At 69.3% G+C, this 21918-nt stretch carries 21 protein-coding genes; 11 read left to right on the top strand and 10 right to left on the bottom strand.

What is annotated here, in order from left to right:
• Positions 1-60 precede the first annotated feature (60 nt).
• Positions 61-585 carry a DinB family protein gene (locus ACWEOI_RS24175; protein ID WP_452361096.1) on the top strand — a complete coding sequence of 175 codons (525 nt, stop codon included), beginning with the start codon at positions 61-63 and terminating at the stop codon, positions 583-585.
• Positions 586-592: 7 nt separating this feature from the next.
• Here ACWEOI_RS24175 and ACWEOI_RS24170 read toward each other — a convergent pair whose 3' ends face one another.
• Both ACWEOI_RS24170 and ACWEOI_RS24165 read right to left on the bottom strand, forming a co-directional pair.
• Complete coding sequence (locus tag ACWEOI_RS24170; RefSeq protein ID WP_433671760.1) at positions 593-1222, bottom strand: hypothetical protein; 630 nt, start codon at positions 1220-1222, stop codon at positions 593-595.
• Between the two features lie 32 nt (positions 1223-1254).
• Positions 1255-3558, bottom strand: coding sequence for a LuxR C-terminal-related transcriptional regulator (locus ACWEOI_RS24165; RefSeq protein ID WP_433671761.1), 2304 nt, complete (start codon positions 3556-3558; stop codon positions 1255-1257).
• Between the two features lie 99 nt (positions 3559-3657).
• Between ACWEOI_RS24165 and ACWEOI_RS24160 the strand changes: the two genes are divergently transcribed.
• Entirely contained in the window at positions 3658-4089 is a 432-nt protein-coding gene (locus ACWEOI_RS24160) for an MmcQ/YjbR family DNA-binding protein (protein ID WP_433671762.1), read from the top strand.
• Here the strand turns inward: ACWEOI_RS24160 and ACWEOI_RS24155 are convergent.
• Both ACWEOI_RS24155 and ACWEOI_RS24150 read right to left on the bottom strand, forming a co-directional pair.
• Positions 4080-5009: an alpha/beta hydrolase fold domain-containing protein gene (locus ACWEOI_RS24155; RefSeq protein WP_452361095.1), complete on the bottom strand. Its 930-nt coding sequence runs from the start codon at positions 5007-5009 to the stop codon at positions 4080-4082. The genes ACWEOI_RS24160 and ACWEOI_RS24155 overlap by 10 nt on opposite strands.
• Positions 5010-5089: 80 nt before the next feature.
• Complete coding sequence (locus tag ACWEOI_RS24150; protein WP_452361094.1) at positions 5090-5938, bottom strand: alpha/beta fold hydrolase; 849 nt, start codon at positions 5936-5938, stop codon at positions 5090-5092.
• Positions 5939-5992: 54 nt separating this feature from the next.
• Between ACWEOI_RS24150 and ACWEOI_RS24145 the strand changes: the two genes are divergently transcribed.
• From ACWEOI_RS24145 to ACWEOI_RS24135, 3 genes are all read left to right on the top strand, one after another.
• The gene (locus ACWEOI_RS24145) at positions 5993-6589 is read left to right on the top strand and encodes an LmrA/YxaF family transcription factor (RefSeq protein ID WP_433671765.1); all 597 of its coding nucleotides are present in this window, start codon (positions 5993-5995) and stop codon (positions 6587-6589) included.
• Positions 6590-6606: 17 nt separating this feature from the next.
• Positions 6607-7746, top strand: a complete 1140-nt coding sequence (locus tag ACWEOI_RS24140; RefSeq protein ID WP_452361093.1) for an erythromycin esterase family protein — start codon at positions 6607-6609, stop codon at positions 7744-7746.
• A gap of 78 nt (positions 7747-7824) precedes the next feature.
• A complete protein-coding gene (locus tag ACWEOI_RS24135; protein ID WP_452361092.1) occupies positions 7825-8883 on the top strand; it encodes a hypothetical protein in 1059 nt (352 codons plus the stop codon).
• 3 nt (positions 8884-8886) lie between these two features.
• Here ACWEOI_RS24135 and ACWEOI_RS24130 read toward each other — a convergent pair whose 3' ends face one another.
• The 4 genes from ACWEOI_RS24130 to ACWEOI_RS24115 form a co-directional block, all read right to left on the bottom strand.
• The gene (locus ACWEOI_RS24130; RefSeq protein ID WP_452361091.1) at positions 8887-10107 is read right to left on the bottom strand and encodes a bifunctional 3,4-dihydroxy-2-butanone-4-phosphate synthase/GTP cyclohydrolase II; all 1221 of its coding nucleotides are present in this window, start codon (positions 10105-10107) and stop codon (positions 8887-8889) included.
• A 178-nt stretch (positions 10108-10285) separates the two neighbouring features.
• On the bottom strand, positions 10286-12094 hold the full coding sequence (locus ACWEOI_RS24125; protein ID WP_433671769.1) for an MFS transporter: 1809 nt from the start codon (positions 12092-12094) through the stop codon (positions 10286-10288).
• A 102-nt stretch (positions 12095-12196) separates the two neighbouring features.
• A complete protein-coding gene (locus ACWEOI_RS24120; RefSeq protein WP_433671770.1) occupies positions 12197-12814 on the bottom strand; it encodes a helix-turn-helix transcriptional regulator in 618 nt (205 codons plus the stop codon).
• A gap of 37 nt (positions 12815-12851) precedes the next feature.
• Positions 12852-13685 carry an IclR family transcriptional regulator gene (locus ACWEOI_RS24115; RefSeq protein ID WP_357090075.1) on the bottom strand — a complete coding sequence of 278 codons (834 nt, stop codon included), beginning with the start codon at positions 13683-13685 and terminating at the stop codon, positions 12852-12854.
• Between the two features lie 247 nt (positions 13686-13932).
• Here ACWEOI_RS24115 and ACWEOI_RS24110 point away from each other — a divergent pair, with 247 nt between their 5' ends.
• The 6 genes from ACWEOI_RS24110 (at position 13933) to ACWEOI_RS24085 (ending at position 19161) form a co-directional block, all read left to right on the top strand.
• A complete protein-coding gene (locus tag ACWEOI_RS24110) occupies positions 13933-14427 on the top strand; it encodes a flavin reductase family protein (RefSeq protein ID WP_357279627.1) in 495 nt (164 codons plus the stop codon).
• 109 nt (positions 14428-14536) lie between these two features.
• A complete protein-coding gene (locus ACWEOI_RS24105) occupies positions 14537-15703 on the top strand; it encodes a Rieske 2Fe-2S domain-containing protein (RefSeq protein ID WP_379277709.1) in 1167 nt (388 codons plus the stop codon).
• An 11-nt stretch (positions 15704-15714) separates the two neighbouring features.
• Positions 15715-15960 (top strand): hypothetical protein, encoded by a 246-nt coding sequence (locus ACWEOI_RS24100; RefSeq protein WP_452361090.1) that lies wholly within the window; start codon positions 15715-15717, stop codon positions 15958-15960.
• A gap of 134 nt (positions 15961-16094) precedes the next feature.
• Positions 16095-17177, top strand: a complete 1083-nt coding sequence (locus ACWEOI_RS24095) for a 2Fe-2S iron-sulfur cluster-binding protein (RefSeq protein ID WP_452361089.1) — start codon at positions 16095-16097, stop codon at positions 17175-17177.
• 27 nt (positions 17178-17204) lie between these two features.
• Complete coding sequence (locus ACWEOI_RS24090; RefSeq protein ID WP_452361088.1) at positions 17205-18083, top strand: VOC family protein; 879 nt, start codon at positions 17205-17207, stop codon at positions 18081-18083.
• 46 nt (positions 18084-18129) lie between these two features.
• Positions 18130-19161 (top strand): zinc-binding dehydrogenase, encoded by a 1032-nt coding sequence (locus tag ACWEOI_RS24085; protein ID WP_452361087.1) that lies wholly within the window; start codon positions 18130-18132, stop codon positions 19159-19161.
• Here the strand turns inward: ACWEOI_RS24085 and ACWEOI_RS24080 are convergent.
• Positions 19152-20006 (bottom strand): class I SAM-dependent methyltransferase, encoded by an 855-nt coding sequence (locus tag ACWEOI_RS24080; RefSeq protein WP_452361086.1) that lies wholly within the window; start codon positions 20004-20006, stop codon positions 19152-19154. The genes ACWEOI_RS24085 and ACWEOI_RS24080 overlap by 10 nt on opposite strands.
• A gap of 125 nt (positions 20007-20131) precedes the next feature.
• Entirely contained in the window at positions 20132-21772 is a 1641-nt protein-coding gene (locus ACWEOI_RS24075; protein WP_452361085.1) for a nitroreductase family deazaflavin-dependent oxidoreductase, read from the bottom strand.
• Positions 21773-21918 lie beyond the last annotated feature (146 nt).

Genomic DNA, 21918 nt, shown 5'->3' with positions numbered 1-21918 from the left:
GGGATTTCCCACCCCCCGAATTCGTTTTCCCGGCTTCCGGCCCGGCGTTAGAGTCCGACCATGACGTGGACTGCCCCCGAGGTCACCCGTTCCCAGCAGGTGTTGGTCGGCGACGAGCGCGCCGTGCTGCACTCCCTGCTCACCCGCGGCCGCGAGATCCTGCTGTGGAAATGCCAGGGCCTCACCGGCGCTCAGCTCGCGGCCCGCAGCGTGGAGCCGTCCAGCATGTCTCTGCTGGGCCTGATCCGGCACATGACCGAGGTGGAACGCGGCTGGTTCCGCATGCGCGCGGCCGGCGAGGAGCCTGGGTACATCTACTCCGACGAGGTGAACCGCGACGGCGACTTCGACGACATCGACCCCGCGCGGGCCGAGGCCGACTACGGTCGCTTCCTCGAGGAGATCGCGGTGTGCGACAAGGCCATCGCCGACCTGCCGCTCGACCACGCCACCCGGCATCCCCACACCGGCAAGGACCTGAGCCTGCGCTGGATGTACCTGCACATGATCGAGGAGTACGGCCGCCACGCCGGCCACGCCGACCTGCTCCGCGAACGCATCGACGGGGCGACGGGCTACCAGTGACGCGTCGTCACTCCGCGGCGCGGCGGCGCCCCTCCGCGAAGAACTCGGTGAGCGCGTCGAGGTCGCCGAGTTCGGCGATCGTGCGAGCCGCGCCGAAGGACTGGTTCCAGAAGTCGCCGGAGCGCGGCCGCCACGGGCCGACGTAGGCGTAGGGCTCGCCGATCAGGGCGTCGCCGGGGGAGACGCCGTAGTTGACTTCGTCGAGGTCGATCCCGAGATCGAAATGCTCCGACCACAGCACCGGCGTGTGGTCGGGGGCCAGGGCGCGCAGGGCGGCATCGCCGAGTCCGTAAGCGCTGGTGAGGATCCGGGACTGCCGGGCGTCGACGAACAGGGGCACGTGCGGGTTGAAGGTCGTGCGGCTCGCGTACACGCCCTCCGGCATCCCGGGTTCGACGCCCGCCGCGGTGGCCAACTCCGCGATGGTCGCGCCGTCCAGCTTCCCGATCGGCGCGTCGTCGAGCAGCAGCACATCCGCGCGCACCGCGAGTCGCGGCTCCGACACCGTGGCGAATCCGCCCGGCACGGGGGTCAGCCGAATCGTCTTGCTGCGCAGGTATTCCGGCCCGGCGAGCAGTTGCTCGGCCACCGCGTGCAGGCTCTCACGGGTCCGGTGGTAGTCGTCGATGATAGTCATGCGAGCAAGTCCTCCGGGGTGCTGATCGGGAGCTACAGGTCGTGTTCGTGGGCCCAGGCCGCCAGCTGGGTGCGGGAGGTCAGGCCGAGCTTGGTGAGGATGTGTTCGACGTGGGTCTCGGCGGTGCGCACCGAGATGACCAGGTCGGCGGCGATCTTCTTGTTGCTGTGTCCGGCCGCCACCAGCCGGGCCACGTCCTTCTGCCGGCGGGTCAGCACATTGGTCTCCGACAGCGTCGCCGTGACGGAGCGGGCGGGTCGCTTGAGCGCGGGCGGTGCGGTGACCGGTTCCGGCTCCGGTGCGGCGGTGTGGCCGAGCGCGTAGTCGATGGCCTCGCTCAGCGGCAGGCTCGCGCCCGCGCCGAACGCGCTGCGGAAGGCCTCCTCGCCCAGCGCTTCGCGGACCTTGAGCCGCTCCTTCTCGCCGACCGCCACCGTGATGGTGTGCGCGAGCCGGATGGTGCTGCGCTGCAAGGACTCCGCCGCGCCCATCAGCCGGGCGGCCCGCTCGTGGTCACCGCCCGCCGACACCGTCCAGGCCAGGCCTTCGAAGGCCGAGGACAGCCAGATGCAGCGCTCGAACAGGGCCAGGCTTTCGATGGCGCGGCCGTGGAAGTCGGCGGCCGCCTCGAGGTCGCCGCGCCGCCAGTGGTCGATGCCGACCGTCCACAGCGCCAGCCCGCCCAGCAGATGCGAGCCGCTCTCGGTGGTGAGTTCCAGGAACCGCTCGGCCAATTCGGTGCGGCCGGGCGCTTCCAGCACCATGGCGGCCATGAAGGAGAAGGCGTGCGAGTCCATCTCGATGGCGTGCTGTTCGTGCTCGGCCGCCAGGGAGATGGCGCTGCGGCCCAGTTCCAGGGAGCGTTCGCGGTCGTTGGCGAAGGCCAGCAGCGACTGATCCAGCGCCACCTCGGCGAGGATGTCGTGATCGTCGAGGCTCGCGGCCAGTTCCACGCACTCCGCGACCAGCCGCGCCGCGGATTCCTGATCGCCCAGCAGCGCGGCCAGCGAGCCCGCCGAGGACAGCGCCCGGGCGCGCTCGGCGGTCCGCGCGGGGTTGCGGGCCAGTGAGTCGGTGAGCCAGCGGTAGCCCTCGGACAGGAACCGGTTGTGCTCCCAGAACGGCCGCAGCACGGTCACCGTGGCCATGGTGTGCAGGGGATCGTCCTCCAGGCCCGACTTCAGCGCCGCGCGCAGGTTCGCGTGCTCGCGGCTCAGTTCGCGGAACCAGTCCACGTCCTCGGCGGTCCAGTACGCGGTCTGCCCGCGCATGGCCAGTTCCCGGTAGTGCTCGCGATGCCGGGCCCGAACCTCCTGCGCCGTACCGCGTTCGGCGAGCCGGTCGGCGGCGAACTGGCGGATCGGCTCCAGCATCGAGTACCGGGCCACGTCGCCGTCGAAGCGCAGCATCACCACCGATTTGTCGACCAGCCCGGTGAGCGCCTCGATGAGCGCGCCCGGCGCCAGCTCGCACACCGCCTCCGCGGCGTCGATGTCGAAGCCGCCCGCGAACACCGAAAGCTGTTCCCACAGTGTCTGTTCGGCGATGGTGCACAGGTCGTAGCTCCAGCGGATCGCGCCCTCGATGGTCTGCTGCCGTTGCGGCGCGGTGCGCGGCCCGGCGCTGAGCAGCCCGATGGTGTCGTCGAGGCGGTCGCGGATCTGTTCGGGGGTGAACATGCGCAGCCGCAGCGCCGCGAGTTCCAGTGCGAGCGGCATGCCCTCGAGGCGGCGGCAGATCTCGGCGAGCACCGCCCGATTGGCGGGGGTGGCCTCGAAGCCGGGGTTGGCGGCGGTGGCCCGCTCGATGAACAGCTGCAGCGCGTCGCCGTCCTCGCCCGCGGTGTCGGGCACGGTCAGCGGCGGCACCGGCATCACCTGTTCGCCGGGGATGCCGAGCACCTCGCGGCTGGTGGCCAGCACCCGCACATCGGGGGTGGTGGCGATGATCCGGCCGACCAGCGCGGCGCACGCCTCGATCAGATGCTCACAGTTGTCCAGGATCAGCAGCAGCCGCTTGTCGGCCAGGAATTCGGTGAGCCGGGGCAATGGCGCGGTGGACTCGTCGCGCAGATTCAGCGCCTCGGCGACGCTCAGCGTGACCAGGGCAGGATCCTGCACGTCGGCCAGCTCCACCAGCCACACACCGTCCGGGAAGGCCCGCGCCACCAGGTGCCCGATCTGCCGCGACAGGCGGGTCTTGCCCATGCCGCCGGGGCCCAGCAGGGTTAGCACCCGGGTGGTCGGCAGTAGACGTTTCGCGGTAGCCAGTTCTTCGCGACGGCCGACGAATGAAGTGACCTCTTCGGGGAGGTTTCCATTGACACGCCGCGCCATGGCGTCCAACCTATGTGATTTGCCGCATTCAAGGCCAGCAGGCTCGCATAAACCCAGCTCGCGGACGTCGTCGGTGTGTGCGGCGATACACTCGACCAGGTGCCGAGCAGCAGCCGCCGCGCCCGCCTCGCCGACGTCCACGACCTGGCCGGGGCCATGCCGCACGTCACCGTCGAGCACGGGCCCGCGGGCAATCCGGTCTATCAGGTGGGCCGCAAGTCCTTCGTCTACTTCCGCACCCCGCGCCCCGACGCCGCCGACCTGGAGACGGGGGAGCGCTACGACGACGTCATCATCATCTGGGTGCCGTCCGAGGACGACAAACTCGCCCTGACCCAGGACCCCGGCTCACCGTTCTTCACCACGCCGCACTTCCGGGGACACCTGTCGGTTCTGGTGCGCGGCAGCCGAATTCCCGAACTGACCCTGGGTGAACTCGCCGAAGTCGTGCAGGACGCCTGGCTTTCGCGCGCCTCGGCCACTCGCGCCCGCAAGTGGCTGGCCGAGAACGGGCCCGCCGCTCAGGGGTGAGCGGACGGCTCCGCGCCGTTCGGCCGGAGCGCCGCGCGCAGGCCGGCGATCAGGACGGCCTGTGCCGCACGGCCTTCCGGGGTCGGCGTCAGCGGGTAGACGTGCACCAGCTCCGCCGCCTCGTGATAGTCGACCGCCACGCCCGCCGCCCGGGCCTTGCCGACCAGCAGCCGCGCATCCGGCATCAGGATGTCGCGGGTGCCGCAGAACACGGTCAGCGGCCCGAGCCCGGTGAAGTCCGCGAACAACGGGCTGACCCGCGGGTCGGTGATGGGCAGCGATCCGCTCCAGTGCTCGCCGAGCACCAGGCCGCCGGGGCGGCCCAGCCACGGGTCGCTCGGCTGCACCTCGGCGATCTCCGGATTGCTCATCGAGAGGTCCAGGGCGGGGGAGATCAGCACCGTGCGCGGCAGGATCACCTCGTGCTCGTCACGCAGGAGCAGGGCGGTGGACAGCGAGATCTGCCCGCCCGCCGAATCACCGGCCAGGCACACCTCGCCGTATCGGGCCCGGTTGGCCAGTACCAGCTCCGCGAAGGCCGGGATGACCCGATCGGCGGTGCCGAAAGGGATGAGCGGGTAGATGGGAAGCGTAACAGTGGTTTCCGCGCGGGCCGCGATCTCCGCGGCCAGCCGCCAGTGCTGCGGCGCGATCTCGTTGACCCAGCCCCCGCCGTGCGCGTAGACGACATTGCCGCGGGCGCGACCGGACCGCGGCGTCAGCGTGTAGACGGGCCGGACCGAATCCTGGAGCACCGAGACCTCGACGTCCGAGCGCAGGCGGCGCGGCGGGCCGTAGGGCAGCGGCCGCAGGGTGCGCTCCCGGATGCGTTCCCGCGCGCCCTCCGCGGTGATGAACGGGCGGTTGGCGCGCGTGACCCGCAGATACCAGGGCACTATCCGGCTGAGCAGGCTGGGCATTCGCGCCTCCGGGGTGTCTCGGGTGCCCACACCGCGTCGTGTGGCCGCTTCCGCCGACGATACCGAAACCCCGGCCCGGCCTATTCGTTCTCGACGACGGCGCCGGTCAGGAAGGCGGACATGGCCTCGGCCACGGCGTCGGGGCGATCCAGCATCGACAGGACGTAGGCGTCGTCGAGTTCGAGCAGCCGGGCCTTGGGGATCAGCTCGGCCAGGCGGCGGCCGTGCTCGCGCGGCATCACCTTGCCCGCCGACGACCACAGGATCAACGCGTCACCGGGGAAGTCGCGCAGTGCTTCGGTATTCGCGATGTACTCGGCCTTCGACCGCGGCGAGCGCGCGTAGCCGAGCAGGTCCCGTCGAATCCGCTTGTCCCGCAGGCCCGGTTCGGTCCAGCCGCGGACCAGGTCGTCGTCGATCGGGCGGCGCGCCATCCAGCCGAACATGACCGGGGTGGCGCGCAGCCACGACACCCGTAACTGCCTGAGCGCCAGCGTGACTCCGCCGGGCAGCGCGCACGCCACGACGGCGGTCTTGCCGGGCAGTCCGGGCGGGAAGTTGTCGAACGCCTCGCAGGGCAGCACGATCAGTCGCCCGACTCGCTCGTCGAGGCCGTACGCGGTGAGGAACAGCCCGCCGCCCCAATCGCTGTGCACCAGGGTGACGTCGCGCAGATCCAGCGCGGTGAGGAATTCGGCGAGCAGCTGATTCAACCCCCGCATGCTCAGGTCGGCGTCCGCGCGCAGCGGTTCGGGATGCGCGCCCAGCGGCAGGTCCGGCAGGACGTACCGGAAGCCCGGGGGCAGCTTGCCGATCACCTCGTCCCACACCGTGTGATTCATGAGCAGTCCGTGCAGCAGCACCACCGCCGGTCCCGCGCCCCGCTCGGCGTAGTGCACCCGTCCCACACTCAGCTCGACTGTCGGCATCGCCTTCTCCCCTCTAGAGCACACGCTCTAGTGCGTTTGCTCTAGTCTGGACGGGTGAGCGAGAAGCTGTCAACCACCACCCGGGATCGCCTGGTCACCGCCGTCGCCGAGCTCATGCGTGTCCAGGGCTACAGCGCGATCACCGTCAAACAGATCACCGCGGCCTCGGGCGCCCCGATGGGCTCGCTCTACCACCACTTCCCGGCCGGGAAGGCGGGCATCGCGGCGGAGGCGCTGCGCACCTCGGGCGCGGCCTACATTCAACTGCTGCCGCTGCTCATGGACGCGCACGAGGATCTGCGCGAGGCCGTGCCCGCCGCGTTCACCGCCGCCGCCGAGACCATCGAGCAGAGTGGGTGGATGAACATGTGCCCGGTCGGGACCGTGGCCGGGGAGGTCGCCGACAGCGAACCCGGGATCCGCGAGGTGGCCGCGGACGTCATGCGGTCCTGGATCGACGAGGGGACAGGCTATTTCGTGCGGCGCGGCCTCGGTGAAGCCGATGCCCGGGAGCTGATGGTCGCCGTATTGTGCGCCCTGGAAGGCGCGTTCGTGCTCAGCCGGACCCTGCGCTCGACCGAGCCGTTGCTGGCGGCGGGACGGGCGATGGGAGCCCGGGTGAGCCAGTTGCTTGACATCAAGATTGGTTGAGGTTGGAGGGTGGGGTCATGTCGACCGAAACCACCCTCGCCGTCACGCCCTTCGATGACACGACCGCCGAGACCCTCGCGCGCTCGCTGTCGCACGCGGTCGTCGTCGGCATCGGCGAGTCCACCCGTTTCGCCCATCAGACCTTCGCCGTGCGCGCGGCGATCTTCCGAAACCTGGTCGAGTGCCACGGCTTCCGCACCCTCGCCGTGCAGGACAGCGCCGACGTCGGCGCGACCCTGGACGCCTACGTCCGCACCGGCGCGGGTACCGCCGTCTCCGCCCTCGACCTGTCCTGGCGGCCTTGGCGCACAGCGGAAATGGCGGAGGCCCTGACCTGGATCCGGGAATTCAATCAGGCCCACCCCGACGATCAGGTCGCCATCATCGGCGTCAAGCCGGTGCAGGCCAAGCCCGCGGACTACGACACCGTCCTGGACGCGGTCCGGGCCCACGCGCCGGACCGCGCCGCCGAACTGGCCACGCACCTGGACCCCATCCGCACCGCGCATACCCTCGACGAACACGTCCAGCGCGCCCGCGGCGTCCACCCGGGCCGCCTCTTCCTCGACCACGCCCGCGACGCGTCGGCGCTGGTGGCGTCGATCCCCGAACTCGGCGAGACCGTCCGCGCCCCAATGGCTTTGATCGAGGAGTTCCATCGGTACAGCGTCGCGGGCCGGGGGAGTTTCGCCGGCGACGGTGAGCGGTGGGCGGCCACGATCATCGGCCACCATCAGCGCACCGGATCGCGCACCGTGTACTGGGACGGCATCGCGCACGTCTCCGCCGGCGCCGCCGCGATCGGTCTGGCCGCGGGGCAGGAGGCGACCGCCAGCGTGGGTAGCGTGCTGCGCGAGCATTTCGGCCGCGACTACGCCGCGGTGGCGATCGGATTCCATCACGGTGATGTCGGCGTGGCTCGGATCCCTGCTCCGGCAGGAGATTTCCTGGACGCGAAGCTCGGTGAGGCGGGCCCGGAAGGGCTGTGGCGCGACCTGCGCACCGATCCGCTGCCGGGTCCGGCCAAGCTGCGGGTGATCAGCGGCGTGTACGACCCGATCCGGGATGCCGACGAGCACTTGGCGATTCGCGATCTGCCGGAGGCCTTCGACGTCCTCGTGCACATTCGCGAGGTGACGCCGGTCCGGTGGCTGTAGTCGCCGCGTTCGCGTGCGGGGCGAGCGGCGCGCCCGGCGGCGGTAGGTGTCGCCGACCGGGTCGAATACGCTGCGCCCGTGAGTGAAGACCTTGGGGAAGACTTCCGGCACCCGTCGGAAGAGCAACGGCGGCAACGCGATGCGGAGGCGAACGAGTGGTGGGGGCGCAACTACGGCCGAACGGTGGATCTCGGATCCTTCGGTGAGGCGCTGTCGGTCCTGCTGGCCTTCGACTTCGGCGATTGGTCACGGCGCGAGATCGACGGCGTCATCGAGAAATTGGCGTGGGAGTCCATCCGGGACGACTCCGGCGGGCTGACGTCGGCGACCGCGGGTGGCGCGGAGTTCGTCGCGGTGGACACCCTCCGCTCGGTCACCGGGCCGGGCTTCGGCCACGGCGAGGTCGAACAGCTGCGGCTGTCCTACCCCTGCGAATCGGCCCTCGTCGATCATGTCTTCACCACCGCCCTGGCCGAATGCGTCAGCGTCCTGGGCGAACCCGACCTGGTTGGCGGCCCGGGCGCGATGGCCATCTGGTGGCGCGGCCGCGAGACCCTGACCCTGGGCCGCTCGATCCGGCCCCTCGAGGTGAGCCTGCGGATCGAGCAGCGTGGTCCGGCCGAGGCCGAACGCGAATTCGCGTGGGAGTACGACGAGGACCACTGGCCCCGGGAATGCTGGCTGGCCTGGACGGACGAGTCGCGGGCCACGGATGCCGGGGCGTGGAGCCACAAGGAGCCCGACGCGGCCACCCTCGAGGAGCTCGAGGACCACATCGACCACTTGTTCCAGTCCCTGACCGTGGACCTGCCGGTGCTGCATCCCCTTGTCCCGCACGTGATCTGGGTGATCACCCTGGCCGAACGCCCGCACTGGGTCGCGCAGGGTTTCTTCGCCGCCAACTCCCAGTCCCGGCTCGAGGTCCGCGAGGACGACCACGCGCGCGGGCAGATGTACAACCACGGCGTCGGCGCGGCCCGGCGGATGGCGGCCGAGACCAAGGCCGCGATCCGCCGCTCGGGCGCGAAGTACCCGTCGGACTTGCGATTTCAGGCCTGGGTGTCACCGGCCAAACCGGCGTTGCAGGCGTTCCGGCTCGGGTTGCGGTGGGACGAGCACCGGCCGGACGAGGCTTGACGACTAGCCGACCGCCGGAATGTCGGTCAGCAGGTGGCTCATCCGATCCCGCTTGGTGGTCAGGTAGTGCACATTGTGCTCGGTCGGCTGGGTCTGCAGCGGGATCCGGGCGTGCACCGCGATCCCGTGGGCCTGCAACCCGGTCTGCTTGGCCGGGTTGTTGCTCAGCAGCCGAACCGAATTCACGCCCAGATCACGCAGGATGTGGGCGGCCGCCCGATAGTCGCGGGCGTCGATGGGCAGGCCGAGCCGGACATTGGCGTCCACGGTGTCGGCCCCGCCGTCCTGCAGTTCGTAGGCGCGCAGCTTGTTGAGCAGCCCGATGCCCCGGCCCTCCTGACCGCGCAGGTAGACCACGACCCCGCGGCCCGCAGCGGCCACCGCCGCCAGCGCGGCGTCGAGCTGTTCGCCGCAGTCGCAGCGCAGCGAGCCGAAGGCGTCGCCGGTCAGGCATTCGGAATGCACTCGCGCCAGGGCGTTCTCGCCCGACGGGTCGCCCAGGACCAGGGCCAGGTGCTCGTCACCGGTGTGGGCGTCGGCGTAGCCGTAGACCCGGAAATCGCCGAAGCGGGTGGGCAGCCGCGTCTCGACCTCGCGGGAGATGCCGTGCTCCAACCGTTTCCGGTACTCGATCAGGTCGGCGATGGAGACCAGCGGGATGTCCCACTCCTTCGCCAGGATCAGCAGATCGGGGAGCCGGGCCATGCTGCCGTCGTCATTGACCACCTCGGCGATGACGCCGGCGGGCCGCAGCCCGGCCAGGCGCATGAGATCCACGGCGGCCTCGGTGTGGCCCGGACGACCCAGCACGCCACGGTCGTTGGCGCGCAACGGGAACACGTGCCCCGGGCGGGAGAGCTGTTCGGCGGTGGTGCGCGGGTCGGCCAGCAGGCGCATGGTGTGCGCGCGGTCGGCCGCGGAGATGCCGGTGCTGACACCGGTGACGGCGTCCACGGAGACGGTGTACGCGGTGCCCTTGGGGTCCTCGTTGACCGCGGTCATGGGCGGCAGTCCGAGCCGGTCGCAGTCCTCGCCGGTCATGGGCACGCAGATGACGCCGCTGGTGTGCCGCACCAGGAACGCGATGTTGGCCGCGGTCGCGTGCTCGGCGGCCAGGATCAGATCGCCCTCGTTCTCGCGGTTCTCGTCGTCCACGACCAGCACCAGGCCGCCGCGGGCCACCGCCGCCACCGCGCTCTCGATGGAGTCCAGTGCACCGGTCATCGTCGACCAACCTCTCCGGCCGCACGAACGATGGCTTGCAGAACTTGGGGCTAGCGGCCTATTACCAATAGAAATATGACTGACGGAGAACATCGAGGTCAGATCCCGCTCAATGGGCACGAAAACGGCCCGGAAGCCAATCGCTCCCGGGCCGTTCTCCCTTCAATCAGGTCCTACGTCAGTGGGCGGCACCACCCGTCGCCGGGGTCCGGCCGTGCTTCATGATGAGCGCCCCGACCAGCGCCACCGCCGCGGAGGCGGCCACGAAGTAGAAGCCCAGCTCATAACCCTTGTCGGCGTACAGCATCGGGATCTCCTGGGTGACCGGCGGCGCGCCCGTCACCGACACCACGGCCTTGACCGGGTTGGCGGTCAGGAACGCGGTGGCCACCGCGAGACCGATGGCCGCGCCCATGGCCTGCATGACGCCCAGCATGCCCGCGCTGATGCCCTGCTGTTGCGCCGGAACACCTTCCACGATCAGGTTCGGCGTGGACGCGTAGTAGAACGCGAACGCGACACCGTAGACCGCGCTGATCAGCGTGATGGTCTGCCACCCGTGCGACATGGCCGCGTAGGCCAGAGCGGAGCCGACGGAGATGGTCAGGGCCGTGATGAGCGGCCAGCGGGCACCGGAGCGCCGGATCCACAGACCGCCGAGGAAGCCGAAGAGCATGGCGATCAAGGACTGGGCGAGCGTGACGTGCGTGGCGTACTTCATCAGGGTGAAGTTGTCGCCGTAGGAGTAGCCCGGCTCCAGATCGACCTTGACCATGTCCGGCGGCAGGTGCTGGTACACCATCTCCGGCGGCACCTGAGCGTTGACGACCTCCGGGGTCACCTGAGCATTCACCTTCTCGGTCAACTGCTTGACCAGATCCGGCGGCAGGTCCATGCCCGGCGGCATGGCGGCCTTGGCCTGCGCCTCGGCCTGAGCGAGGCCCTGGGCCCGCGCCTGGGTGAGCGCCTGGGCTTGGGCCTGGGCCAGCGCACCGGACTTCACCTGCTCCCAGGTGGCGTCCTTGACCTGCGAGACCACCGCCGACGACGGCGGCGACTGGGTCATGTAACCGGTTGCGTAGGACTGGTATCCGATCATGAAAGAGGCCAGCAGACCGATGAACAGCACCACGCTGACGCGCGGGTTGAACAGCAGCTTCATATCCATGATGGGGTTCTTGGCGCGCATCTCCACGATCGGGAACAGCGCCAGCAGCACCAGGCCGCCGATCAGCCACACCAGCGTGGACGGCTTGCTCCAGCCCCAGTCCTGGCCCTTGTCCAGGTACAGCAGGGTGAGGGTGGCGCCCGCGCCGAGCAGCACCGCGCCGATGATGTCCAGGCGCTGCGGGGTGCGCAGCTTCGACTCCGGCACGAACACGATCAGCAGCGGAGTCATCACCAGGGTGAAGATGAACAGGAACCAGAACAGTCCGCGCCAGCTGGTGTGATCGGTGATGTAGCCGCCGATCAGCGGACCCGCGAGCGCGGAGACGCCCAGACCCGTGGAGGCGATGCCCAGGCCGATGGGAACCATGCGGCGCGGCATCAGGTCGCGGATCAGACCGTAGGACACCACGGTCGTCGCGATAGCCGAAGCCTGCAGCGCGCGGCCCACCAGGAAGATCGCCCAGGTGCTGGTCAGCGCGCACATGACCGTGCCGATGAGGAACAGCCCGGCGCAGACCAGGAACATCCGCTTCTTGCCGTAGATGTCACTGAGCTTGCCGATCAGCGGGGACACCGCGGCACCGAAGATGCCGAAGACGATGATGGCCCAGTTGATGTTCGCGCCCTGCTCGGGGAAGGTGGGCGCGATCTGGCGCAGGGCCGAGGCGACCATGACGTACTGCATCGGAGAGATCTCGGTGAACAGCACGATGATTGCGAGGACCGACCAGATCCTCAGGTTCGATGCGCCATCGAGACGACCCGAGTCGTCAGGCGCAGTTCCGGGCGGCACCGCGGTGTCGACGGAGGTGGACATAGTGCGTCCTCCAGGGTGGGTAGTAACACGATCCTGTGAACCGTGTCACGCCCGGGGAGTGCTGCCCATCACAAAGTCCGGTCAGTGGGAATTACCGGAATTCTATTTCTTCGTGGTCTTCCGGCGGCTACGCTGCCTCGCCAGTTTGTCCAAATCTGACAGCAAGTCCTCTGCGAATTCCTTCTCCGCCTCGTAATGCTTGACGCACCAACGCAAGACCGCGCTCGGATAGGCCCAATCCGGATTCACGTCCGCGCCCTCGGCGTCGGCCTGTGCCCGGCGGCGCATGGTCTCGGTGTATTCGATGTGCTGCTGCAGGATCTCGCGCATCCGGTCCGGCTCGGCCAGATGACCGAGCCAAGCCCGCAGCATCACACTGTGTTTGAGCACCGGCGCTTCGACGGGGGAGTGGTTGACCCACTCCGAGGCGGCCTCACGCCCGGCCTCGGTGATGGCGTACATGCGCTTGCCGCGCATGCCGTCCTCGGAGACCACGGTCCGCGACACCGCGTACCCGTGCTTCTCCAAACGCTTGAGCTCGGCGTAGATCTGGGAGAACGAGGGGCTCCAGTAGAAGAACTGCAGACTCCAGTCGGCCCACTTCTTGAGGTCGTATCCGGAGAGTTCCTCGGCATGCGAGAGCATTCCGAGCACCGCCCACGCGGTCGTGGGCAGGTCCGGAATCGCCCGCGCCTCCGCGGACGGCACGCCATCGATCATCATCGAACTGTATCGCCCCGGCATGTGCCCGCTCCGATCAACGCCAGTGCGCGCGACGCGGGAACAGGGTGCGGCCGGCCTCGTGGGCGACCTCGAGCACGACGCGGGCCAGCCGGTCGTAGCTCATGCCCTCGGCGCGACCCGACAGCGACAGCGCGGCGGGCGCGGTGCCCCGGCCCCGCAGCGGCGCGGCGACGCAGGCGATGCCGGCGATGGCCTCCTCGCGGTCGATGGCCACGCCTTGGCGCAGGCGGATCTGCTGCAGCTCGCGGGTCAGCGCCTCGGGCTCGCAGATGGTGCGCGGGGTCAGGCGCGGCAGGCGGGTGCGCAGCGCGGCCTCGGCGATGTTGGGCTCGAGACAGGCCAGCATGGCCTTGCCGAGAGCGGTTGCGTGCGCGGGCATCCGGCCGCCCAGGCGGGTGGGCAGGCTCGCGGCGAAGCGGCCGCCGGCCTTGTCCAGGTAGACCACGTCGCGGCCGTCGAGCACCGCCAGGTGGCCGACCATGCCGGTGCGCTGGCTCAGCTCGTGCAGCAGCGGGGAGACGGCGTCGCGGATCTCGTTGTGGTCGGCGGTCAGGCCGCCCAATTCGAGGGCGCGCATGCCCAGCCGGTAGCCGCCCGAGGTGTGGGCCAGCCAGCGCAGCTTGATCATCTGGTCGAGGATCCGGTGCACGGTGGACCGCGGCAGCCCGGTGCGCTCGACCAGTCCGAGCAGCGTGAGGGTCGGGGTGGAGGCGTCGAAGGCGTCCAGGATCAGCGTCATGCGCTCGATCATCGAGACGGGGACCTCGGCACTCGCGCGAGATTCCTTGGCGCGCATGGGGTTGTGGGGGTGTCGAGTATCCGCGGGCGGCAGCATGGCGATGGTCATATGTACCTCCGTTGGTTCATATCCGGGCTGGGTGTATCGGATGGGGCTATTCCGATTAGGCATGTACCTAGCTCGGACCTTGTGCTACCCATCACAGTGCCGCACGCCACAACCTGCGGAATCGGGAGAACTACGTAAAACCTACGGATCCGTGTCCCGATCACCGAACCACCGTGTTGACGCCTCCTGCTCACGACCTGCTGTCATGACTGCTAGCTATATTTCGGATCGAAATAAGGAGGAGCCGGTGCTCGATCAGACCCCGGCCATCGACGCGACGGCCTTCAAGACCGTCCTCGGGCGTTTCTGCTCGGGGGTCACCGTGATCACCGCCCTCGACGAGGATGAGCCGCTCGGCTTCGCCTGCCAGTCGTTCGCATCGCTGTCCATCGACCCGCCGCTGGTGAGCTTCTTCCCGGCGCGCAGCTCGAGCACGTGGCCGCGTATCCGCGAGATCGGGCGGTTCTGTGTCAACATTCTGGCCGACGACCAGGCCGAGCTCTGCCGGCAGCTGGGCCGCCCCGGCCCGGACAAGTTCGCGGGCGTCGAGTGGGCCCCCTCGGAGAACGGTTCGCCGTTGCTCGCGGGCGCCATGGCGTCGATCGACTGCGAGCTCTACGACGAGGCCGACGGCGGCGACCACACCATCGTCATCGGACGCGTGACCTGCTTGAATGAACATTCCGAAGCCAAGCCGCTGCTGTTCTACCGCGCCGCGTTCGGTCGTCTCGAGCATCCGTAAACGGGCCCGTCTCGACTATCAGTAGTCACCGCCCGGCCAGTGAGACTGCGCTGTCGTCACCGTCACACCGGCCGCAACCATCGAAGCAAGGCAAGGGAGAGGAATTCACATGACCACCACGGACAGTGAGGTGCGAGTCATCGATGCCGGGAAGCCCCCGACTCGATTCGCGCGCGGCTGGCACTGCCTGGGCCTGGCCGACTCCTTCCGCGACGGAAAGCCGCACACCGTCAAGGCTTTCGGCACCGAGATCGTGGTGTTCGCGACCGAGAACGGCGAGCTGAACGTGCTCAACGCCTACTGCCCCCACATGGGCGGCAACCTGGCCGACGGCACCGTCAAGGGCGACTCCATCGCCTGCCCGTTCCACGACTGGCGCTGGAACGGCAAGGGCAAGTGCACCGGCATCCCCTACGCGCGCCGCGTGCCCCCGCTGGCCCGCACCAAGGCGTGGCCGACCATGGTCGAGAACAAGCAGCTGTTCGTCTGGCACGACCCGGAGAACAAGCAGCCGCCCGCCGAGCTGGCCATCCCGCGCATCGACGCCGCCTTCGACGACCAGTGGACCGACTGGACCTGGAACTCCATGATCGTCGACGCCAACTGCCGCGAGGTGGTGGACAACGTGGTCGACATGGCGCACTTCTTCTACGTGCACTACGGCTTCCCGACCTTCTTCAAGAACGTCTTCGAGGGCCACACCGCCAGCCAGTACATGACCTCCGTCTCGCGCGAGGACATGATGGGCGAGACCGCCAAGGCGCTGGGCGGCAAGAACGTGCTGCAGTCGGAGGCCTCCTACTACGGGCCGTCCTACATGATCGACTACCTCAAGAGCGAGAGCCCCAACGGTCTCGTGGTCGAGGGCTACCTGATCAACTGCCACTACCCGATCAACGAGAACCAGTTCGTGCTGCAGTACGGCGCGATCGCCAAGAAGCCCGAGGGCGTCCCGGCCGAGCAGGCCGCGGAGATCGCCGCCAAGTTCGTCGGCGGCCTGGGCAAGGGCTTCGAGCAGGACGCGGCCATCTGGAAGCGGAAGTCGCGGATCAACAACCCGCTGCTGTGCGAGGAGGACGGCCCGGTCTACCAGCTGCGTCGCTGGTACGAGCAGTTCTACGTGGACGCGGCCGAGGTCGCGGACGAGATGACCGACCGCTTCGAGTTCGAGGTGGACACCACCCGCGCGGTCACCGCGTGGGAGGCCGAGGTCGCCGACAACCTGGCCAAGCGCGACGCTGCCGTGGCGGGCCACGTATCCCATACCGGCGCCTGAGAGGCATTGCCATGGACGAGGTTTCGTGCCGGTCCTGCGGGACCTGCGTGCTGGTGGAGAAGTTCAGCGACCAGCACACCAGCGTGCAGTGGAACAAGGACGCGCAGGCCGCGTGCACGGAACTCGAGCAGACCGGGTTGCGTTCGCACACCTGCCGTGAGCTGCGGGCCAGCATCGACGAGGCTGTCGCCTCGGGTGCGCTGACGGTCAGCACGCGGGATACGGACGTACAGACCCGCGGGCGAACTCAGGCCTGAGTGAGTGCCGGCCCGCCGCGGGCCGGCCTCCTCCGGGTGGGCCTTCCGACATCGTCGGCGGTCGGCCCCGGTTTACTGATACCCGCCTGGGCGGGTTCGAAACGAACAGCACAGGAATGGAACTGGTGGAACGGATGACGGTCACAGACTTCGAGGTAGACGAGGCCGTGGCGACCGCTCAGGTGAGCGGGATCACATCGGCGACGATCGTGCGCGTGGTGCGCGAGACCGCCGACGCGGTGTCGCTCGAGCTCGTTCCCGACGCCGCGCACACCGAACGGTTCTCCTACCGTCCGGGCCAGTTCCTCACCCTGCGCATCCCCAGCGACCTGACCGGCTCGGTCAGCCGCTGCTACTCGCTGTCGAGCGCCCCGCACGAGGGCGGCCCGCTGAAGGTCACCGTCAAGCGGACCGTCGACGGCTACGGCTCGAACTGGCTGTGCGACAACGCCGCCGAGGGCCTGGCCCTGGACGTGCTGCCGCCGGCCGGCATCTTCACCCCCGACTCGCTGGACACCGACCTGCTGCTGTTCGCCGGCGGCAGCGGCATCACCCCGGTGCTGTCCATCCTGAAATCCGTGCTCGCGCAGGGCACCGGCCACTGCACGCTGATCTACGCCAACCAGCACGAGAACTCGGTGATCTTCGCCGAGGAACTCGCCGAACTGGCTGCCGCGCACCCGGATCGGCTGCTGGTGCTGCACTGGCTGCAGTCCGTGCAGGGCCTGCCCAGCGTGGCCACCCTGGCCGCGCTGGCGCGGCCGTGGGCGGGCCGGGAGGTCTTCGTCTGTGGTCCCGGCCCGTTCATGGACGCGGTCGCCGCCGCCATGACCGAGCTGGGCGCGGACCGCAAGCGCGTGCACGCCGAGAAGTTCGTGTCGCTGTCCGGCAATCCGTTCGAGGTCGACACCGCAGCGAGCGAGGTCGTGATCGACGACGGCGACGCCGCGACCGTGCAGGTCGAACTCGACGGCGAGAACCACGAAATGCCCTGGCCGCGTCAGCAGACGCTGCTCGACACCATGCTCGCCAAGGGACTGGACGCCCCGTACTCGTGCAAGGAAGGCGCGTGCAGCGCCTGCGTGTGCCGCGTCCTGACCGGCGAGGTCACCATGCGCCGCAACGAGATTCTGGAGGAGGAGGACATCGCCGACGGCTATGTGCTCGCCTGCCAGGCCGTTCCGGTCACCGACGACGTCACCGTCACCTATTCCTGATATCCCGAACCCCCGAGGAGTATCACCATGGCTGCCTTCGCCTCGCTCGGCTACGTGCGCGCCCACATCGCCGATGTGGACGCCTGGCGCGCGTTCGCCTTCGACACCATCGGTTTCGCGGAGGGCACCGGCCCCAACCCGGACTCCATCTACCTGCGCGTCGACGAGCACACCTACCGCTTGGAACTGGTGCCCGGCGACCGGGACGCGGTCATCGCCGTCGGCTGGCAGGTCGCCGACCGCCGCTCGCTGAACCTGGTGCGGGAGATCCTGGAGCAGGCCAAGATCGAGGTCACCACCCTCTCGGTCGCCGAGGCCGTGAACCGCCACGTCGAGGAAGCCATCTCCTTCGTCGACCCGTCCGGCTTCACCATCGAGGTCTTCCACGGCCCGCTGCTGGACCACAGCCCGGTGGTCGGCAAGTTCGGCAACCGCTTCGTCACCGGCGACCTGGGCCTGGGCCACGTGGTGCTGCCGGTGCGCGACATCGAGGAAGCCCGCGAGTTCTACACCGAGGTCCTGGGATTCGCCTCGCGCGGCTCGTTCCGGGTCGGCCCGCCCGAGCACCCGATCTGGATCCGCTTCATGGGCGTCAACCCGCGCCACCACAGCCTGGCGCTGATCCCCGGCTCGCGTCCGGACGGCCCCGGCATCGTGCACGTCATGGTCGAGGTCGACTCGCTCGACGATGTCGGCCGCGCGCTGGACCGCGTCAACAAGGCGGGCTACCACCTGTCCTCGACGCTGGGCCGCCACACCAACGACAAGATGATCTCCTTCTACGTGCGCACCCCCGGCAACTGGGATCTCGAATTCGGTTGCGAGGGCATGCTCGTCGGCGACGACTACGTGGCCGAGGAGATGACCGCCGACAGCTACTGGGGCCACGAATGGGCCCGCGGCTAGGACAGTGAATTCGCGGTCGGCACCCTGACCCGAGGTAGGAAGAAACATGCGCGCGGTAGTCATGCGGAACCGGAAGCTCGTCGTGGACGAGATTCCGGAACCGGTGCCCGGTCCGGGGCAGGTGCTGGTCGAGACCATCGCCTGCGGGATCTGCGGGTCCGACAAACAGGCCCTCGACTACACCGACGAGTTCCTCCAGGCCTCCCGGGACAGCGGGGTGCCGACCTTCCTGTTCGATCCGTGCCGGGACCTGGTGCTGGGCCACGAGCTGTCGGCCCGGGTCATCGGCGCCGGACCGGACACGCCGTTCGTCGAGGGGCAGGCCGTGGTCGCGCTGCCCTGGGCGCTGGACCGCGCGGGCGGCATCCACGGCATCGGCTACTCCAACGAATTCCCCGGCGGCTTCGGCGAGCGCATGGTGTTGCAGGCCATGGCGCTCGAACCGATCCCCGACCACGTGCCCCCGCACGTCGCCGCCCTCACCGAACCCCTCGCCGTCGGCTTCGGCAATGTGGCCCGCACCGGCATCGGGCCGGACGGTACCGGCATCGTGATCGGTTGCGGCCCCGTCGGTCTGGGCGCGGTGGCCGCGCTGGCCGAACGCGGCGTCGCCCCCATCGTCGCCTCCGACCCGTCGAAACTGCGCCGCGAGGCCGCGCTGCGGATGGGCGCGCACCGCGTGGTCGACCCGGCCGTCGAGGACCCGGTCGAGGTGTGGCAGGAAACGGCCGCACCCGGACAGAAGCTGCACGTGTGGGTCTGCGCCTCGGTGCCCGGCCTGCTCAACGACCTCATGTACAAGGTCCCGCGCGAGACCGCCATCCTGCAGATCGGCGCGGTCATGACCGACGACGTCATCCGCCCCGTCGTCGGCATCTACAAGGACATCTCGCTGCAGATGTGCATGGTCTACCCGCAGGAGGAGTACGCGAAGACCTTGCGCCGCATTGCCGACGGCACCGTCGACGCCGCCTCGCTCATCACCGATCAGGTGGGACTGGACGGGGTCGCGGACGCCATCGAGGCCCTGCGCAACCCCGACGACCACATCCAGATCCTGGTCCGCCCTCAGTTGTGAGCGCGCACCAATCGGCAGAAGTCCACGGGCGCAAGACCATCCGTGCGCTGCCAGAGCGCGGCGTCGACGGCTTCGCGTTGCGAGATGTGCTCGGCGACCGTGAATCCGTGCTCGTTCAGCAGGGCCGTCACCGACTCGGGGGAGAAGAAGCTGAGCATGGGCTCGCCCTGCTGCGCGGTGGCCATGCGGGCGAATTGGGCGAACACCCGGCCGGATTCGTCCTGTAGTTCCTCCGGGAGCGCGTATTCCATGACCAGTTCGGTGCCGGGCGCGAGACCGGACAGGGTGTCCAGGGTGGCCGCGATCGCCGGTCCGGTCAGGTACATGGTGACGCCGAGCCAGCTCACCAGGGCGGGGCGATCCGGGTCGAACCCCTGGGCCTTCAGCTGCGCGGTCAGATCGTCGCGCTCGAAGTCGACGCCGACGAATTCCACCGCCGCCGTGTCGAATCCGGCGTCGGTCAGCAGCTCCCGCTTCCACGCCTGCGTGGCCGGATGGTCCACCTCGTAGACCGAGACCCGCCCGGCCGGCGCCGCGCGCCAGGCGAAGGTGTCCAAGCCCGCGCCGAGGATCACGTACTGCTCGAAAACGCCTGCCGCCAGCCGTGCCTCGGTGTAGTGAGCGCGTGCGCTGACCTGGGACCGGCTGCCGCTGAGGACCGGGTGATCACCGGATTCGCGATGGTAGGCCAGGAGTTCGGCGGCTCGCTCACCCAGCAGCGTCGCGGCCACGGTGTCGTGGAACAGATGCGGCGGGTGATCCACGACCAGATGCGCGGCTCGGGCCGCGGCCGCGATCATCGCGGTCCGGCTCGGGCCCTTGTCGCTCGGTGAGCCGTCGTCCATCGAATTCTCCCATCGTCCGAAACTTGGCAATTGCCGCGAGATCCGATGGTAGACAGGAGAATTCGATTCCGCTTTCATCATATCACAAGAAAATAACCTCTTGGTGACGGTGAATCGTCACCGGATCATCGATTCGTGAAGGTGATCCGGACGGTCACGGGATCGCTCTCGAGGGCGGCGAACATGCCGCGGGCCAGCGGAGCCAGCAGCGGGTGCGGGGCGAAGCCGCGGGTCCGGGCCACCACATCGTCGTCGGGGAGCAGGGCGGCGGTGCCGGTGCGCCAGCGATCGCCCTGGCGGACCCGGACATTCGGGTTCGCCGCGATGTTCAGGCCCCAGCCCGAGCGCATGCCGTGCTGGCAGATGGCCCACGCGCCCTCGTCGTCGAACAGCAGCGACACCGGAACCCGGCGCGGCTGACCGGACTTGCGGCCCACGGTCTCGATCTCGCTGGCGAAGCTGGTGCGGATGCCGACCTTGTCGAGGGCGCGCACGGTCGGGTTCATGACCGCGCGGCCGACGGCCCGCTCGATCCGGAACTTGCGGGCGGCCCGGTCGGCGGCGCTGCGCGGCGCGGCGGGCCGCTTGCTGCGGAAGGCGTCGAAACCATTGCGGCGCAGCATGATCACCGCGGTCCGCCACGGCGAACGGTCCGGATCCGGGGCGCTGCCCGCGCCGAGCAGGTGCAGCTGATCGGTGTGCCACTGCAGGTCGACCGCGCCGTCCATGGCCTTGAGCCCGCGATTGGCGGCCAGGCGCGGCGGCAGGCTCAAGGTGATGTGCGGGGACCGCAGGGTGTCGGTGCGCTCGGTGATCAGGTCGGCCGCGGCGGTGGGGATCACCGCGGTCGGGCGGCCCAGGCCGATCACGTCGCAGGCCCCCTCGGACAGCGCCTCGGACATGGCCGAGCGGGACCGGAAGCCGCCGGTCACCGCGATCGGCACCGAGCCCGCGGCCTGGCGGGCGGTGCCCGCGTAGTCCAGGAAGTACGCCTCGCGGGTGCGGGTGCTGGCCGACACGGTGCTGGGACGGTTCAGCATGGCGGGGGATTCGTAACTGCCGCCGCTGATCTCGATCAGATCCAGCTGCTCGGTGGACAGCTGTTCGATGACCGCGCGCGACTCCTCCTCGGTGAATCCGCCGCGCTGGAAGTCCGCGGAGTTGAGCTTGATGCCCACGCCGAACCCGGGGCTCACCGCCGCGCGAATGCTCCGCGCCACCTCGAGCACGAAGCGCCGCCGCCGTTCGGCGTCACCGCCCCAGGCGTCGGTGCGCTGATTGGACAGCGGCGACAGGAACTGGGAGACGAGATAGCCGTGCGCGCCGTGGATCTGCACGCCGTCGAATCCGGCGGCCTCGGCGACCCGGGCGGCGGCGCCGAAGCGGGCGATGATGTCGAGGATCTCGTCCTCGGTCAACGCGCGCGGGGCGGGGATGCCCGGAATGCCCACCGCGACGGCGGAGGGGGCGACCGCGCGGGTACGGGTGACGATCGGATTGGCCTGCCGTCCGGGATGATTCAGCTGCACCCAGACCTTCGCGCCGCCCTCCTTGGCGATCTTGGCCCAGCGGGTGAGCGCGCCCAGGTGGCGTTCGTCTTCCATGGCCACATTGCCGGGCTCGCCGCAGTGCCGCCGGTCGACCATGACATTGCCCGTGACGATCAGGCCGTAGCCGCCGCGACTCCACTGCCCGTAGAGACGTTCCAGGCGCGCGTCGGGGGCATTGTCGCCATTCGCCAGTCCCTCGCTCAGGGCCGACTTCATAATGCGATTGGGTAGCACCTGCCCGCTGGCCAGGGGCAGGGGATCGGACAGGGTCGGCTCTGGGGCGGCCGGGGGCATAGGTGCTCCGATTCTCGTCGAAGTGCTGATCGGCGGACTACACTCGGTAGACCAATCGGTATATCACT

The organism is Nocardia sp. NPDC004340 (assembly GCF_053602575.1).
Note: the sequence above shows the minus strand (reverse complement) of the source record. Positions and strands in the feature narration are given on the sequence as shown.

Bases quoted from the DNA above. Each gene is read 5' to 3' on its own strand.
- ACWEOI_RS24175 (WP_452361096.1), top strand. From the start codon at position 61: ATGACGTGGACTGCCCCCGAGGTCACCCGTTCCCAGCAGGTGTTGGTC.
- ACWEOI_RS24170 (WP_433671760.1), bottom strand. From the start codon at position 1,222: ATGACTATCATCGACGACTACCACCGGACCCGTGAGAGCCTGCACGCG.
- ACWEOI_RS24165 (WP_433671761.1), bottom strand. From the start codon at position 3,558: ATGGCGCGGCGTGTCAATGGAAACCTCCCCGAAGAGGTCACTTCATTC.
- ACWEOI_RS24155 (WP_452361095.1), bottom strand. From the start codon at position 5,009: ATGCCCAGCCTGCTCAGCCGGATAGTGCCCTGGTATCTGCGGGTCACG.
- ACWEOI_RS24150 (WP_452361094.1), bottom strand. From the start codon at position 5,938: ATGCCGACAGTCGAGCTGAGTGTGGGACGGGTGCACTACGCCGAGCGG.
- ACWEOI_RS24140 (WP_452361093.1), top strand. From the start codon at position 6,607: ATGTCGACCGAAACCACCCTCGCCGTCACGCCCTTCGATGACACGACC.
- ACWEOI_RS24130 (WP_452361091.1), bottom strand. From the start codon at position 10,107: ATGACCGGTGCACTGGACTCCATCGAGAGCGCGGTGGCGGCGGTGGCC.
- ACWEOI_RS24125 (WP_433671769.1), bottom strand. From the start codon at position 12,094: ATGTCCACCTCCGTCGACACCGCGGTGCCGCCCGGAACTGCGCCTGAC.
- ACWEOI_RS24120 (WP_433671770.1), bottom strand. From the start codon at position 12,814: ATGATCGATGGCGTGCCGTCCGCGGAGGCGCGGGCGATTCCGGACCTG.
- ACWEOI_RS24115 (WP_357090075.1), bottom strand. From the start codon at position 13,685: ATGACCATCGCCATGCTGCCGCCCGCGGATACTCGACACCCCCACAAC.
- ACWEOI_RS24105 (WP_379277709.1), top strand. From the start codon at position 14,537: ATGACCACCACGGACAGTGAGGTGCGAGTCATCGATGCCGGGAAGCCC.
- ACWEOI_RS24100 (WP_452361090.1), top strand. From the start codon at position 15,715: ATGGACGAGGTTTCGTGCCGGTCCTGCGGGACCTGCGTGCTGGTGGAG.
- ACWEOI_RS24095 (WP_452361089.1), top strand. From the start codon at position 16,095: ATGACGGTCACAGACTTCGAGGTAGACGAGGCCGTGGCGACCGCTCAG.
- ACWEOI_RS24090 (WP_452361088.1), top strand. From the start codon at position 17,205: ATGGCTGCCTTCGCCTCGCTCGGCTACGTGCGCGCCCACATCGCCGAT.
- ACWEOI_RS24085 (WP_452361087.1), top strand. From the start codon at position 18,130: ATGCGCGCGGTAGTCATGCGGAACCGGAAGCTCGTCGTGGACGAGATT.
- ACWEOI_RS24080 (WP_452361086.1), bottom strand. From the start codon at position 20,006: ATGGACGACGGCTCACCGAGCGACAAGGGCCCGAGCCGGACCGCGATG.
- ACWEOI_RS24075 (WP_452361085.1), bottom strand. From the start codon at position 21,772: ATGAAGTCGGCCCTGAGCGAGGGACTGGCGAATGGCGACAATGCCCCC.